The organism is Herminiimonas sp. (assembly GCF_030655415.1).
In genome coordinates, this window is record NZ_JAURVN010000004.1 from 41,823 (window position 1) to 57,236 (window position 15,414).

Consider the following 15,414-nt stretch of genomic DNA (forward strand, 5'->3'; position numbering starts at 1 on the left):
CGAACCACTGTTGCCCCTTGATTTCTGACGCTCAAACCATCAGAGCCAGGGTATTAAGCCTGCTCGCTGACCTCAACGAAGTCGTCGCCGCCTTTGATCGATTCGACCAAATCGTTAGTCGCGCTAGCGCGGCCTTCGAGGATCGCATCTGCTACGCCGCGAGCGTACAACATGATTGCTTTGGACGAGTCATCGTTACCTGGGATGATGTAGGTAACGCCTTCTGGCGAGTGGTTGGTATCAACGACGCCGATAACCGGGATGCCCAGTTTAGCTGCTTCGGTGATCGCACCTTTGTGGTAACCAACGTCAACCACGAAAATTGCGTCAGGAATGCCGCCCATGTCCTTGATGCCGCCGATTGCTTTTTCCAGCTTGATTTTTTCTCGTTCAAACATCAGCGCTTCTTTTTTGCTGAGTTTTTCGATCGAGCCGTCTTCAACCAATGCTTCCAATTCTTTCAAACGCTTGATCGATGTTTTGATTGTTTTGAAGTTGGTGAGCATGCCGCCCAACCAGCGTTGATCAACGTAAGGCATGCCAGCGCGCGCTGCTTCAGCGGCGATGGTTTCACGCGCTTGACGCTTGGTACCGACGAACAACACGGTGCCGCGGTTCGATGACAATTGTTTGATGTACTTCATCGCCTCTTGGTACATGCCCAAGGTTTTTTCCAGATTGACGATATGAATTCTGTTGCGATGGCCGAAAATGTAAGGAGCCATCTTTGGGTTCCAGAAGCGGGTTTGGTGACCGAAATGGACACCGGCTTCCAGCATTTCACGCATTGTTACTGACATAATATCTCCAGGGTTGGGGTCTGGAATCTGCTCAGTCACCAGAATCATGGACTGCTTTCAGTCTTGATTCAGGCACCCTTTTCGAGCGGATTCGCGATTTACAAAAAAATTTGCTTGAAAACCAATTCAGGCAAGCCCGAGATTCTACCCCGAAAGTGCTATTTGTTTCAAGTCCCACGCCACTTTCGTCGGCGAATAAGTAAGCGCTCGTCTATAATTCTTTATCTATTTCTAATTCATGCTGCGAATTCAGCATGTAACTCTCAGCATTTTTCGGATTCCCATGAGCAATATTTCAATTAAAACTGCAGAAGATATCGAAGGCATGCGTGTTGCCGGCCGGCTAGGCGCCGAAGTTCTAGATTACATCACGCCATTCGTCAAGGCGGGCGTGACTACCGGCGAACTGGATCGTCTGTGCCATGAATACATGGTCAATGTGCAAGATACGATTCCCGCTCCTTTAAATTACTGCCCACCCGGCTATACGCCTTATCCAAAAGCAATTTGCACATCGGTTAATGATGTGATTTGCCACGGCATTCCCGGCGACAAGGTTTTAAAGAACGGCGACTCGGTCAATCTGGACATTACCGTTATCAAGGATGGTTATCACGGCGACAACAGCCGCATGTTCTTGATTGGCGAACCGTCGATTCAAGCCAAGCGCCTGAGCGAAATCACTTACGAATGCATGTGGTTAGGTATCTCGAAAATCAAACCGGGCGCACATTTGGGCGATATCGGTTTTGCGATTCAACAGCATGCGGAAAAAAACGGCTACAGCGTGGTGCGCGAATTTTGCGGCCACGGCATCGGCAAAGTCTTCCATGAAGAACCGCAAGTGTTGCATTACGGCCGTCCCGGAACACTGGAAAAACTCGTTGCCGGCATGATCTTTACGGTCGAACCGATGATCAACGCAGGTCGCCGCGAAATCCGTGAAATGGGCGATGGCTGGACCATCAAAACCAAAGATCGCAGCCTGTCGGCCCAATGGGAACATACCGTACTCGTAACCGAAACCGGCTATGAAATCCTGACGCAATCGGCTGGCACCCCGCCGCCGCCTGCGTTTATCGCGCAGCAAACAGATATCCCACAACCTGCCAACGCCTAAACATCCATGCCGTCCTTCGCCATCGAACTGAAAGAACAGCTCAAAGCCGAGCGACAAATCGTCATAGACCGTTTTTTGGGCGATGGCAAAACAGAATTGTTATTGACGGATTTAACCAAAATCGTCGATGCAGCATTGGCGAAGTCGTGGACTAACTTCGACTTGCCAGCATCTGCAGCCTTGGTTGCAGTTGGCGGTTACGGTCGCGGCGAAATGTTCCCCTACTCCGATGTCGACGTCTTGATCTTGCTGCAAGAAGCGCCCGACGATGCAGTGCAGGCAAAGCTGGAAGAATTGATCCAGTTGTTCTGGGATATCGGCCTCGAAATCGGTCACAGCATACGAACCATCGATGAGTGCCTGTCGGAATCAGAGGCCGACATTACCGTGCAAACCAGCTTACTCGAAGCTCGACTGATTATCGGCAATGCGCCACTTTTTCAATCCATGAAAGAGCGCTGCGACGCGGCAATGAATCCACGCGCTTTTTTCCAGGCCAAAACACTGGAGCTCAGACAGCGTCACGCCAAGTACGAAGACACCCCCTACAGCCTTGAACCGAATTGCAAGGAAAGCCCGGGCGGCCTGCGCGATTTACAAGTTATTTTATGGGTCGCAAAAGCAGCCGGACTCGGTGATTCATGGCCGGCATTGGCCGAGCGCGGATTGATTACATCGACCGAAGCACGCCAACTGAAGCAGAAAGAACGCGCTCTCAAGGATGTGCGCATACGACTCCACATCATCGCCAATCGCCGCGAAGATCGCCTCGTCTTTGATATTCAAACTGCGATTGCAGAATCGATAGGTTTCAAATCGACGGAAACACGCCGTGCCAGCGAATACCTGATGCAGCGTTACTACCTCGCCGCGAAGGCTGTCACGCAACTGAATGCGATCCTGCTGCAAAATATCGAAGCGCAACTGTTCCCGCAAATGACTTCGCCGGTTGCGGTGAATGAACGCTTCAATGAAGTGAATGGTTTTATCGATATCGCGCATGACGATACTTTCGATGTCACACCGTCTGCGATGCTGGAAGTTTTCCTGCTGCTGTCCTTGCATCCTGAATTGAAAGGCATGACTTCGCGCACCTTCCGCGCGCTGTGGCATTCGCGCTTCAAGATCGATAACAAATTCCGCCGTGATCCAGTCAATCGCGCGCTCTTCATGAAAATCCTGCAGGCGCCGCAAGGCATCACACATGCGTTGCGCCGAATGAACCAGACTAGCGTCTTGGGACGCTATCTACCGAACTTCCGCAAGATCGTCGGCCAGATGCAGCACGATCTTTTTCACGTCTATACAGTCGATCAACACATCATGATGGTGGTTCGCAATGTGCGTCGCTTCATGTTGAGTCAACACGCGCACGAATATCCATTTTGCAGTCAGCTCGCCGCCGACTTCAACAAACCGTGGCTGTTGTATATCGCAGCGCTGTTCCACGATATTGCCAAAGGTCGCGGTGGCGATCACTCGCAATTGGGGATGGAAGATGCACATAATTTTTGCGTAGACCACGGCTTGTCGGAAGAAGATACCGAGCTCGTCGTCTTCCTCGTCGAGAATCATTTGACGATGTCGCAAGTCGCGCAGAAACAGGATTTATCCGATCCTGAAGTCATCCGCACCTTCGCAAACCTGGTCAAGGATGAACGTCATCTGACCGCCCTGTATTTACTGACGGTCGCCGACATACGCGGCACCAGTCCAAAAGTGTGGAATGCCTGGAAAGGCAAGTTGCTGGAAGATCTGTATCACATGACTTCACGCGTATTTGGCGGACAAGCACCATCGGCCGATCGCGAACTGAAAAATCGGCAGGAAGAAGCCATTAAATCATTGCGCCTGTTTGGCTTGTCCGACAAGGATCATGAAAAACTTTGGCAGCAACTGGACGTGGTTTATTTCCTGCGCCACGATGCAGCGGATATTGCATGGCAAACGCGCGTCCTCTACGACAAAATCGATAGCTTAGTGCCGGTCGTAAAATGCCGTTTGGCACCGATAGGCGAAGGCTTGCAAGTGACTGTGTATGTGAAGGATCAACCCGATCTGTTTGCACGCATTTGCAGCTATTTTGATCACAAGAATTTCAGCATTCTCGACGCAAAAATTCACACCACCAAACACGGTTACGCGCTCGATACCTTCCTGATTACCGAGCCGGCATTTGCCGATAGTTATCGCGATCTGATCAGTTTGATCGAACATGACTTGAGCAAAATACTCACGACGCAAAGCGACTTGCCCTTGCCTAGCAAAGGTCGTTTGTCGCGTCTGTGCCGTAACTTCCCGGCGACGCCAACTGTCGATTTGCGTCCCGATGAACGTGGCCGATATTATTTGCTGACTGTTTCCGCCAACGACAGAAATGGCTTGCTGTATTCGATCGCGAATGTACTCACCAAGTACAAAGTGAATCTACACACGGCAAAAGTCATGACGCTAGGCGAACGCGTAGAAGACGTCTTCCTGATCGATGGTTCTGCACTCAACAATCCGCGCAGCCAGATACAGATGGAAAGCGATCTGCTCGATGCCTTGCGGGTCTGATGCAAGATAAAATTCAGCGCGCGACAGACCTTCGCTTGATGTCGGACTTGCATCCATACTATTTTCAATCACCGTTTAAATTTTTAGATAATTGCATCACCATGACCGAACCATTACGCCTCTCTAAACGCATGTCCGAACTTGGCCTTTGCTCCCGCCGCGAAGCCGATGAATGGATAGCGCGCGGCTGGGTCCGTGTCGATGGCAAAGTCGTCTCCGAGCTCGGTACAAAAATCTTGCCGTCACAACGCGTGACTGTTGAACGTCAAGCCGCCGCAGAGCAATCAAAGCGCGTGACGATTTTGATCAACAAGCCGATGGGTTATGTCAGCGGTCAAGCGGAAGATGGCTACAAACCTGCCGTCGCTTTGATCAAGGCCGAGAATCGCTGGAAAGAAGATCAGGCGGCCATGCAATTCCACCCTACGCAGTTACGTAGCCTGGTTCCGGCAGGACGACTCGATATCGATTCCGTCGGTTTGCTGGTGCTGACACAAGACGGCCGCATTGCCAAACATTTGATCGGCGAAACGACTAGCGTAGAAAAAGAATATCTGGTCCGCGTGCAACACATCAAGCCGGGCAAGCTGCCCGATTCAGAGTTGAAACGTTTAAATCACGGCTTGATCCTGGATGGGAAAAAACTGCTGCCGGCGCAAGTGAAATGGCAAAACGAAGATCAACTGAGCTTCATTTTGCGCGAAGGTAAAAAACGCCAGATTCGCCGCATGTGCGATATCGTCGGTTTGAAAGTAGTAGGTTTGAAACGCGTGCGCATAGGCCGCGTGAAGCTGGGCGATTTGCCAGTGGGCGAATGGCGCTACCTGAATGAAGGCGAAGAATTTTAAGTGAAATTTTGAATAACTTGGCGGTGAATTAACTCACCGCTTTTTATACTCAAAAAATCAGTCGTCTTCGTTAGGATCCATCTCTGGAAACAGCACATCCATGTATCCGAACTGCGTGAAATCTTCTATGCGCATAGGATACAAAATCCCATCCAGATGATCGCACTCATGCTGCACTACACGCGCATGGAAACCTTCTGCATCGCGGCTGATCACATTGCCGAACTGATCAAAACCCTCGTAATGCAAAGCGCTGAAACGCGGTACCACGCCACGTAATCCTGGCACCGACAAACAACCCTCCCAAGCCTCGTCGCGCTCGGCTGACAGCGGACGCAACTTCGGGTTGATCAACACTGTTTCCGGCACAGGTGGCGCATCCGGGTAACGCGTGTTTTGTTTAAAGCCATAAATTACCAAACGCAGATTCACGCCTATTTGTGGTGCAGCCAGACCCGCGCCATTGGCCGCGTGCATGGTATCGAACATATCCGCGATCAAAGCGTTGAGCTCTGGCGTGTTGAACTCGGTAACCGGTTCAGCCACACGCAACAGGCGCGGATCGCCCATCTTCAGAATTTCTCTAACGGTCATTTCATCGCTTTCAAATACTCTTCAAACGCGGCGCCAGTTTCTGGATGCTTGCGCCCCATCGCCATCGTCGCCTTCAAATAACCGAGCTTGGAACCACAATCGTAACGTTGTCCGGCATAACGATAAGCCAGCACTTTTTCCGCCTGCATCAAGGACGCAATACCGTCAGTTAACTGAATTTCACCGCCAGCACCCTTACCGATTTTTTCCAGATGTTCAAATACCTTGCTGGTCAAAACGTAGCGTCCAACCACCGCCAGCGTCGATGGCGCGACATCTGGCTGCGGTTTTTCAACGATCGCGTTGACCAGCTCCAGATTGGTTTGATAATGCGTCGCGCTGACGATACCGTACTGCTTGGTTTCTGCGCGTGGCACGTCCTGCACAGCCAAAATGCTGTGGCCTTCACGTTCGAAAATATCGGTCATCTGCGCCAGCACTGGTTTCGTGCCTGCCTCTGTGTCCATGAAATCATCGGCCAGCAACACTGCAAACGGCTCATTGCCGACAACGGGACGCGCGCACAAGACTGCATGACCCAGACCTAGTGGCGCTGACTGGCGGATGTAAATGCAATTGATGTGCTTGGGAATCACGTTGCGCACCAAATCCAGCAATGCATTTTTTTCGGCCGCAGCCAATTCAGCTTCCAGCTCATAAGCCGTATCGAAATGATCTTCAATCGCGCGCTTGTTACGACCGGTGATAAATACCATCTCAGTGATGCCGGCGGCGACCGCTTCTTCGACCGCGTATTGAATCAAAGGCTTATCAACGATAGGCAGCATTTCCTTGGGTTGCGCTTTGGTCGCTGGCAAAAAACGACTGCCCAAGCCAGCTACCGGGAAAACTGCTTTTTTAATCTTTGTCATCACTATCCAATAATTGAAGGAATGCGGTTTCGTCGAGTATGGTCAAGCCCAGCTCTTCAGCTTTAGCAAGTTTGCTGCCAGCTTCTGCGCCTGCGACCACGTAACTGGTTTTTTTGGAAACAGAACCGGCAACCTTGCCGCCCAGTGCTTCTATTCTCTCAGCAGCATTGTCGCGGCTCATGTTCGGTAACGTACCTGTCAGCACAAATGTTTTTCCGGCGAACGGCTTGGGCTTGTTTTCAACTACATGTTCTGGCCAATGAACGCCGGCCGCCTGCAATTGTTCCAGCAACTCGATATTCAAAGGATCGCTTAAAAATGCGGTAATCGATTTCGCTACTACTGGACCAATATCTGTCACTTCCAGCAACTGCTCTTCCGTCGCTTCTAACAACGCGTTCAGATTGCCAAAGTGGCGCGCAAGTTCCTTGGCCGTTGCTTCGCCTACGTGGCGAATACCAAGCGCGTAAATGAAACGTGCAAAGGTCGTTTTCTTGGATTTTTCCAAAGCGGCCAGCACATTCTGCGCAGACTTATCGGCCATGCGATCCAGCTCAGCCAATGCGCGAAAACCCAGCTTGTACAAATCTGCTGCCGTCGTGATGATGTGCTTATCGACCAATTGTTCAACCAGTTGATCGCCTAGGCCTTCGACATCCATTGCGCGTCGCGAAACAAAATGCAGCAAACCGCCTTTGCGCTGCGCCGAACATTTGATCCAGCCACCTGAGCAGCGCGCAATTGCTTCGTCTTCCAGCCGCACGATAGGCGAACCGCACACGGGGCAATTGGTCGGCATGACAAAAGGCTGAGCATTCGCTGGCCGTGACTCTGGGACATACGAAACAACTTCTGGAATCACATCGCCAGCACGCCGCACGATGACCGTATCGCCAATTTGAATATCCTTGCGACGCACTTCATCTTCGTTGTGCAAGGTCGCATTGGTAACAGTGACACCGCCAACCAGTACCGGAGCAAGCCGTGCGACCGGCGTAATCGCACCAGTACGACCAACCTGCACTTCTATGCCCTGCACTGTCGTCAATGCTTCTTCAGCCGGGAATTTATGCGCGATGGCAAAACGCGGTGCGCGCGAAACAAAACCGAGTTGTTGCTGCTGAGTTAAACGATTGACTTTGTAGACCACACCGTCGATTTCGTACGGCAATTGCGCACGCTCTTCGCCAGTGTTTTTATAAAATTCAAGTAGCCCTTGCGCACCTTTGACGACAGCCCGTTCGGCGCATACCGGGATATTCAACTCTGCATACCAATCTAGCAAAGCGGAATGCGAAGCCGGCACCTCTGCGCCTTCGAGTGCGCCTATGCCATAAGCAAAAAATCGCAAGGTACGCTGTGCGGTAATCCGCGAGTCGAGCTGACGCAAGCTGCCAGCAGCCGCATTGCGCGGATTGGCAAACTCTTTTGCATCCAGCTCGCGCTGACGTGCATTCAGCTTTTGCAAATCAGCCTTGTACATCATGACTTCGCCACGCACATCCAATACTTTGGGTGGCGTTGCCGTACGCAGACGTAAAGGAATTTCACGTACGGTGCGAATATTGGCAGTCACGTTTTCTCCAGTGGCGCCATCGCCACGTGTCGCCGCTTGTACCAGTATGCCGTCTTCATAGCGCAGATTGATCGCGAGCCCATCGAACTTCAATTCAGTCGCGTATTCGATTTCCTCTGTGCTGTTCAAGCCATCGCTGACGCGCTTATCGAAGGCAACGATGTCTGCATCTTCGAAGCCGTTACCCAGCGATAGCATAGGTACAGAATGCGTGACTTGTGGAAAAGCGGAAGCGGCCAACGCACCAACGCGCTGCGTAGGCGAATCGAAAACCAGCAGTTCGGGATGTGCAACTTCAAGCGCTTGCAGCTCGCGGAACAGCTTGTCGTATTCCGCATCGGGGATCGATGGACTATCGAGGACGTGATACGCGTGATTGTGGCGATTCAACTCCTCGCGCAACCATCCGGCGCGCGCAGGAGGATTGCTTGCATCTGAAATGTCTTGAGATTTTTGTTCGGACTGCGCAGTGCCAGTTTGTTGCGATGCCGTAGAAAACAGATCCGGCTGCATGATCAGTTAAATAAACGCAGTGCCCGAGTGGAACCTGCCGGAATATCCGCTGCTTCCATATCGGCATAAAACACTTCGATCTGGCCGCCGATTTCATTCAGCGCAGCATCGGACAAAGGCTGGCTGCTGTCATCGACCACTGTGCCATCAAGTCGCGAAGACAAAGAACGTGCGCAAGCAATCATCGCGCCAAAACCATCGCGCTCGGGAGCGACGACAGGAACATCCAGCAACAGAGTCAAACGATTTGTCGTTTCTTCTGCCAGCGTGACATTAGTGGACAGCGAGAACAGCACGCCACCATCACCATCAGGCATCACCAAACGACCTTCAGGGCGCACATCAAAACCTTGGCGTTCCAACGCTGCCAACAAAGTCGTTACCGACCAAGGCGCGCCATTCGATTGAATATTCACGCTGAGCTTGGCATCGTACTCTGTGACGAAATGATGCAAGGAGCGCGCAGTCACCATAACTTCAGCCATATCCGGCACATCAGGATCAGCATCGAAATCATCCGCGATCTGGCGCAAGCGCATGACGAATTCCGAATATTCCAATTCGTTCAGTGCATTGCTTCGGCTGGCCAGTTGCACACCTGCCATCAAGGATTTATAAATACCGCCATGCGTAATTGCTTCCCAGCCGCCATCGATATGCTGGCCAGCGAAATTGACCGGCTTGCTACCGACGTGACGCAGGGATTGCAATGCAGGTAGAATTTTTTCGCCACGAAGTTGCGTGGTCAATGTCAGCGGAATCGTGCAATCAATTAGGTAATCGACTGGCAATTCTTTTTCTTCCGCCGCCTGCATCATGTCTACTTGCGCATCAAGCTCTTCCTGCGCGCGTTCTGCTGGCTCAGTACCATCCACAGGAGTGTCGGTCTCGGCATAAACCGGATCACCCGATGACAATGTCGGCTCGCGTCGATCAGCGCTGAACTCTGTCACCGATATTGGTGCCGCACCTGCTTCACTTTGCCCCATCAACACATCATCATGCGACGATGAAAACGCGCGCTCCACGCTTTTCTTCGCTTTGTATTCCTGCCACTTATTGTAGGAAATGACGCCCACAACAATCGCGCCACCTATCACTATCAAACTGGTTTGCAGATCTGTCATGCTGCACCTTGGGCGGAAAATTGATTCGTCATCATGCGGCTATTTGTCGCGCAAAAGATGCTGGCAACAAAATTGGTTGAAGCGGATTGCGTCATAAAACTCCAGGGTTCGATGGTAGTACTATCCGATGAAAAAGCGTGCCATTTACAAGCGGCAACTAGCCTTCAGGATACCGTACAACCCGTGTTCATGTTAAGTCTGACGAGCGGATCGAAAAATCAATCCGCTCTCTTTAAAAGCAATGCTGAAAACCAGCGTTCCGCGAAAATTGTCCACTAGAATGCCGCACCTTCAACATTAAAAACCTACGTAGTAAAAACCACGAAAAACTACCGCATTACATTTTGCGCTATTGACTGTCTTAGGCTTCGGCAAAACTAGCGGCCGACTCCATATCCACCGCAACAATCCGTGACACGCCCTGCTCCTGCATCGTCACACCAATCAGTTGCTGCGCCATTTCCATCGCGATCTTGTTATGCGAGATGAACAAGAACTGCGTGTGCGCCGACATGCGTTTGACCATATTGCAGAAACGTTCGGTATTCGCATCATCCAGCGGTGCATCGACCTCATCCAGCAGACAGAACGGTGCCGGATTCAACTGGAACATCGAGAACACCAACGCGGTCGCCGTCAGTGCTTTTTCGCCACCTGACAGCAAGTGAATCGTTGCGTTCTTTTTGCCTGGCGGCTGTGCCATCACCTGCACGCCGGAATCCAGAATCTCTTCGCCAGTCATCGTCAGTTTGGCTTGACCGCCACCGAACAGAATCGGGAACAGTTCACCGAAGTGATGATTGACCTTGTCGAAGGTGTCTTGCAACAGAGCGCGTGTTTCTATGTCGATCTTGTGGATCGCATCTTGCAACGTATTGATCGCTTCGGTCAGATCGGCATTCTGCGCATCGAGGAAGTTTTTACGTTCCGATGCCGTTGCCAACTCATCCAATGCGGCGAGATTGACCGCGCCCAACGCTGCAATTGCATTGGTCAATCGTGTGACTTCGCCTTGCAGATACGACGGACGCGTATCGCCGTTGAGTTTTTCCATCAACGCAGCTTCGTCAGCTTGCGCTTCGATCAGCTGCTGCGAATATTGTTCCTGATTCAAGCGCGCGGCTTGTTCTTTCAATTGCAATTCAGTAATGCGATCGCGTTGCGGTTGCAGGCTGCGTTCAGCTTGCATGCGCGCTTCATCATGGCCGCGTAATTGCTGCGTCAATTGATCGAGTTCGTGACGAGCATCAGCCAACGCACGTTCCTGATCCGTGCGCTTGTCGAGCAAGGTTTGCAAGCCGGCTTGTGCGGCTTGATCGTCCAGGCTTTCCAGCTCTAGACTGCCTTGTTGCATATTGGCAAACAGTTGCGCAGCTTGTTCCAGTGCGGTCGCAATACTGCGTTTCAATTCTTCGATTTTGCTGCGTTGTGATTTCTCGGCGTATTCGGCTTCTTGCGCGGCACGTTCCAGTTCGCGTACGCGTTGGCGTGCATCATTCAATTGCTGTTCCTTGGCCAGATATTCAGTCTGTCCTTCTTCGTGTTTTTCCTGCAGCTCGCCCAACTCGCCATCGAGTTGTTCAAACTTGGCCTCTGACTCTGCCTTGACCTGTTGTTGCTCAGCTTCCTGCGCGGCGATTTCTTCCAGATCGGCGCTGATCTGTGTGCTGCGCTGGTTGAAGCGTTCCTGTACTTCTGACAATTTCATTACATCGATTTGCAAGCCGTGCACGGCTTGCGTCAGCGTATTTGCACGTTGACGAATTTCTTGCAGACGTTGCGTGGCTTGCGTCAATGCAGATTCGGCGCGTACGGAACGTGATTTCGCTTCGTCAGCCAACATGTGCTGTGCACGCAATTGCTTGGTGATGTTTTCGATTTCTTGCTGACGCGCCAGCATGCCGTCTTGCTCAGAATCCGATGCGTAAAAACGTACACTCGATTTGCTGATGACATGGCCTTGCTTGGTGACGAAGTACGCACCGTTAGGCAGCTTATTGCGATCGACGAAAGCTGCCGCGATATCGTCCGCAACATAGACGTTGTGCAACCAATCCTGCAGCAATGCGCGCAGGCCTGGATCGTTTAATTGCAGCAAACTCAGGAATGGCTTGAGTCCCGCTTGCGTAGGCGTCGCTTCAGACGGCGTTGCATTCGGTGTGAACAAAGCCAGCTTGGCTGGCGGCGCATCGTTGAAGAAAGCTTTGGCCCAATCAAGATTCGACATTTCCAGCGCTGAAGTACGCTCGCGCAATACCGATTCCAGCGAGGTTTCCCAGCCTTGATCAATGTGCAGTTTTTGCCACAAGCGCGGCAACTCGCTGAGCTCGTGTTTTTGCAACCACGGTTGTACTTTGCCCTGCGTTTGCACACTTTCCTGCAGCTGCTTCAACGCGGCGAGGCGCGCTTCCAACTGCGCGTTATTGGCGGTTTCTGTATTGACTTGTTGCTGCGCGGTGCGGCGCTCTTCTTCAAGTTTAGGTAACTGTTCTTGCGCGACTTCAAGCTGCTCCGTCGCTTCTTCCAGCGTTGCCTGCTTTTCTTCCAGCTGCATCTTCAAGTTGGAAAGATGCGTGGAATCAGGCAGATTGAGACCTTGCTTTTCCTGCTGCAAACGCTCACGACGTACCGTCAGGCCGGACAGAATATTCGAGGCGTTGCGTTGATGCGCAGATTCAAGTTCGATCAGTTGTTGCGCTTGCATGATCTTGCCGCGCGACTCAGTGGTTTTCAATTGCGATTCGCGCCATGCTTGCTCTAAGGCGGGCAATCGATCGTTTTCGCGATGTGCGGTTTCCTGTGCTTGCTCGACGCGCATGGCCTGCTCTTCGAGATGCATTTCTGCTTCGACCAGATCGTCCTGGTATTGCGTACCTTGGCGCTGCCATTGATCGCGTTGTGCGGTCAGTGAATTCAGTTGCGATTGCAGACGGCTGCGCGATTCGATAACGAATTTGATTTGTGCTTCGAGACTGCCAATTTCAGAATTGGTTTGATACAGATGACCTTGCGCCTGATGCATGCGATCGCCGGCAGCATAATGCGCCTGACGCATGTGTTCAAGTTCGGTTTCGACGTGGCGCAGCTTGGCGGTTTGCTCTTCCAGATCGAGCTGCGCTTTTTCGATATCGCGGAAGTGTTTGTCTTGCTCGGCTTTCGCTTCATTCTTGCGCAGCAGCCACAGCAGTTTTTGTTTCTCGTCTTGATCGGCTTGTAATTCGTGGAATTTTTGTGCGACGGCAGCCTGGCTTTGCAGCTTTTCCAGATTGGTATTCAGCTCGCGCAAAATATCTTCCACGCGCAGAAGATTTTCACGGGTGTCTTGCAGACGATTTTCAGTTTCGCGACGGCGCTCTTTGTATTTCGATACGCCTGCAGCCTCTTCCAAAAAGATACGCAGCTCTTCGGGACGCGCTTCAATGATGCGCGAAATCATGCCCTGTCCGATGATCGCGTAAGCGCGTGGGCCGAGACCGGTACCGAGGAAAATATCTTGAATATCGCGTCGGCGTACGGCCTGATTATTGATGTAGTAAGTCGAGGTGCCGTCGCGTGTCAGCGTGCGCTTGACGGCGATCTCTGCATACTGGCCCCACTGACCGGCGGCTTTGCCCTCGCCGTTATCGAAAACCAGTTCGACCGATGAACGACCGGCTGGTTTACGAGTATTAGTGCCGTTGAAAATAACGTCCTGCATGGACTCGCCGCGCAGCTCGGAAGCCTTGGATTCACCCAAAACCCAGCGCACAGCATCAATAATATTGGATTTGCCGCAACCGTTAGGGCCAACGACCCCGACTAATTGGCCTGGCACCTGAAAGTTCGTTGGATCGACGAAAGACTTGAATCCAGATAATTTAATGGAAGTTAAACGCACGTTAGCAACCGTTCCCAGGATATACAACAGAAATTAAGATTCCGACCGAGTTGGCGGAGGCGGCGAAACAGCCCGCAAAAGGGGGTAATCATAGCATTTGAAATAACGTTTTCTATCATTTGAAGCGTGAGCTTGCGCAAGACTTAATGGTTGGCATAAAGCGCGCTACGGTTACTGGCTCATGGACGGTATAATGTTGCCACTTTGAACCTTGCATTAATTAGCACTCAAGTGTTACTGACTGCACATTTTCCGCCTCTGCCGTGAATCCACTTCTAAACCAGCTGCAACCCTATCCGTTCGAAAAACTCAAGCAACTGTTTGCGAGTATCACTCCGAACCCTGCTTATCGTCCCATCAGCCTGGGCATAGGCGAACCCAAACATCCAACGCCGGCTTTTATCCAACAAGCACTAGCCGACAATCTCGATGGCTTGGCGGTTTACCCAACCACCGCAGGAACCGAGGCCTTGCGCGCCACGATCGCTGGCTGGCTGGAGCGCCGCTACAATCTGCCGAAACTGGATCCCGCCACGCAAGTGTTGCCGGTCAACGGTTCGCGCGAAGCCTTGTTTGCATTGGCGCAAACCGTCGTCGATCCTACGCGGCAAGCATTGGTCGTATGCCCGAATCCGCTGTACCAAATTTATGAAGGCGCAGCGTATCTGGCTGGCGCGCATCCGTATTTTGTCAATTGCGATCCGGCGCGTAACTTTGCGCCGGACTTTGCCGCGGTTACCCATGAAGTGTGGTCGCGCGTGCAATTGGTCTACATTTGCTCGCCGGGCAATCCGGCTGGCGCAGTGTTGACGCTGGATGATTGGGCAGAATTGTTTGCGCTGTCTGATCGTTACGGTTTTGTCATCGCAGCGGACGAATGCTATTCCGAGATTTACTTCGGTGCCGAAGCGCCATTGGGTGGATTGGAAGCCGCGCATAAACTGGGCCGCAAGGGTTATCCACGTTTGATCGGTTTCTCCAGCTTGTCAAAGCGTTCAAACGTACCGGGCATGCGCTCAGGTTTTGTCGCCGGCGATGCCGAGATCATTCAGAAATTCCTGCTGTACCGCACCTATCATGGCAGCGCGATGAGCCCGTCCGTTCAAAGCGCATCAATCGCTGCATGGAACGATGAGCAACACGTCATCGATAACCGCGAAAAATACGTTACCAAATTCAAGCAAGTCACACCCTTGCTGCAAGAAGTACTCGATGTCGATTTGCCGGACGCCGGTTTTTACCTGTGGGCCAAAGTCGACAAGCTGGTCGCCATCAGCGATATCGAATTCGCGAAGCGCCTCTATGCCGAATATAATGTCACGGTATTGCCGGGCAGTTATTTAGGCCGCGAAGCGCATGGCATTAACCCTGGGCAAAATCGCATACGTATGGCGCTGGTTGCCGAAGTCGAGGAATGCCTGGAAGCAGCACAACGCATAGTCGAATTTACCAAGAAATTAGCCAGCGAAAAATCCTGATTTTTTTTCTGAATAGCAGCCCGTCTTTAATTATTTATTTTATTTTTATC

10 protein-coding genes are annotated in these 15,414 nt (G+C 51.8%); 4 read left to right on the forward strand and 6 right to left on the reverse strand.

Annotated features, from left to right (window positions below; genetic code table 11):
• Positions 1–53: 53 nt before the first annotated feature.
• A complete protein-coding gene (rpsB, locus tag Q7T66_RS02895) occupies positions 54–800 on the reverse strand; it encodes a 30S ribosomal protein S2 (protein ID WP_304931789.1) in 747 nt (248 codons plus the stop codon).
• Positions 801–1,083: 283 nt separating this feature from the next.
• On the opposite strand from rpsB, the gene map reads away from it, so the two are divergent.
• From map to Q7T66_RS02910, 3 genes are all read left to right on the forward strand, one after another.
• Positions 1,084–1,920 carry a type I methionyl aminopeptidase gene (map, locus tag Q7T66_RS02900; RefSeq protein ID WP_304931790.1) on the forward strand — a complete coding sequence of 279 codons (837 nt, stop codon included), beginning with the start codon at positions 1,084–1,086 and terminating at the stop codon, positions 1,918–1,920.
• Positions 1,921–1,926: 6 nt separating this feature from the next.
• Complete coding sequence (locus Q7T66_RS02905; RefSeq protein WP_304931791.1) at positions 1,927–4,479, forward strand: [protein-PII] uridylyltransferase; 2,553 nt, start codon at positions 1,927–1,929, stop codon at positions 4,477–4,479.
• Between the two features lie 101 nt (positions 4,480–4,580).
• Positions 4,581–5,327, forward strand: a complete 747-nt coding sequence (locus tag Q7T66_RS02910; RefSeq protein ID WP_304931792.1) for a pseudouridine synthase — start codon at positions 4,581–4,583, stop codon at positions 5,325–5,327.
• A gap of 57 nt (positions 5,328–5,384) precedes the next feature.
• Here Q7T66_RS02910 and def read toward each other — a convergent pair whose 3' ends face one another.
• The 5 genes from def to smc form a co-directional block, all read right to left on the reverse strand.
• Positions 5,385–5,921, reverse strand: coding sequence for a peptide deformylase (gene def, locus Q7T66_RS02915; RefSeq protein ID WP_304931793.1), 537 nt, complete (start codon positions 5,919–5,921; stop codon positions 5,385–5,387).
• Positions 5,918–6,793, reverse strand: coding sequence for a UTP--glucose-1-phosphate uridylyltransferase GalU (gene galU, locus Q7T66_RS02920; RefSeq protein ID WP_304931795.1), 876 nt, complete (start codon positions 6,791–6,793; stop codon positions 5,918–5,920). The genes def and galU overlap by 4 nt, the downstream gene beginning before the upstream one ends.
• Positions 6,780–8,882, reverse strand: coding sequence for an NAD-dependent DNA ligase LigA (gene ligA, locus Q7T66_RS02925; protein ID WP_304931796.1), 2,103 nt, complete (start codon positions 8,880–8,882; stop codon positions 6,780–6,782). The genes galU and ligA overlap by 14 nt, the downstream gene beginning before the upstream one ends.
• 2 nt (positions 8,883–8,884) lie before the next feature.
• Positions 8,885–10,009: a cell division protein ZipA C-terminal FtsZ-binding domain-containing protein gene (locus Q7T66_RS02930; RefSeq protein WP_304931797.1), complete on the reverse strand. Its 1,125-nt coding sequence runs from the start codon at positions 10,007–10,009 to the stop codon at positions 8,885–8,887.
• A gap of 361 nt (positions 10,010–10,370) precedes the next feature.
• A complete protein-coding gene (gene smc / locus Q7T66_RS02935) occupies positions 10,371–13,886 on the reverse strand; it encodes a chromosome segregation protein SMC (RefSeq protein ID WP_304931798.1) in 3,516 nt (1,171 codons plus the stop codon).
• Positions 13,887–14,149: 263 nt separating this feature from the next.
• Here smc and dapC point away from each other — a divergent pair, with 263 nt between their 5' ends.
• A complete protein-coding gene (dapC, locus tag Q7T66_RS02940; RefSeq protein ID WP_304931799.1) occupies positions 14,150–15,364 on the forward strand; it encodes a succinyldiaminopimelate transaminase in 1,215 nt (404 codons plus the stop codon).
• Positions 15,365–15,414: the final 50 nt, after the last annotated feature.

What these genes read in the sequence shown, in the direction of transcription:
- Q7T66_RS02910 (WP_304931792.1), top strand. Translation starts at nt 4,581, where the DNA reads ATGACCGAACCATTACGCCTCTCTAAACGCATGTCCGAACTTGGCCTT.
- ligA (WP_304931796.1), bottom strand. Translation starts at nt 8,882, where the DNA reads ATGCAGCCGGATCTGTTTTCTACGGCATCGCAACAAACTGGCACTGCG.
- def (WP_304931793.1), bottom strand. Translation starts at nt 5,921, where the DNA reads ATGACCGTTAGAGAAATTCTGAAGATGGGCGATCCGCGCCTGTTGCGT.
- Q7T66_RS02930 (WP_304931797.1), bottom strand. Translation starts at nt 10,009, where the DNA reads ATGACAGATCTGCAAACCAGTTTGATAGTGATAGGTGGCGCGATTGTT.
- rpsB (WP_304931789.1), bottom strand. Translation starts at nt 800, where the DNA reads ATGTCAGTAACAATGCGTGAAATGCTGGAAGCCGGTGTCCATTTCGGT.
- Q7T66_RS02905 (WP_304931791.1), top strand. Translation starts at nt 1,927, where the DNA reads ATGCCGTCCTTCGCCATCGAACTGAAAGAACAGCTCAAAGCCGAGCGA.
- galU (WP_304931795.1), bottom strand. Translation starts at nt 6,793, where the DNA reads ATGACAAAGATTAAAAAAGCAGTTTTCCCGGTAGCTGGCTTGGGCAGT.
- map (WP_304931790.1), top strand. Translation starts at nt 1,084, where the DNA reads ATGAGCAATATTTCAATTAAAACTGCAGAAGATATCGAAGGCATGCGT.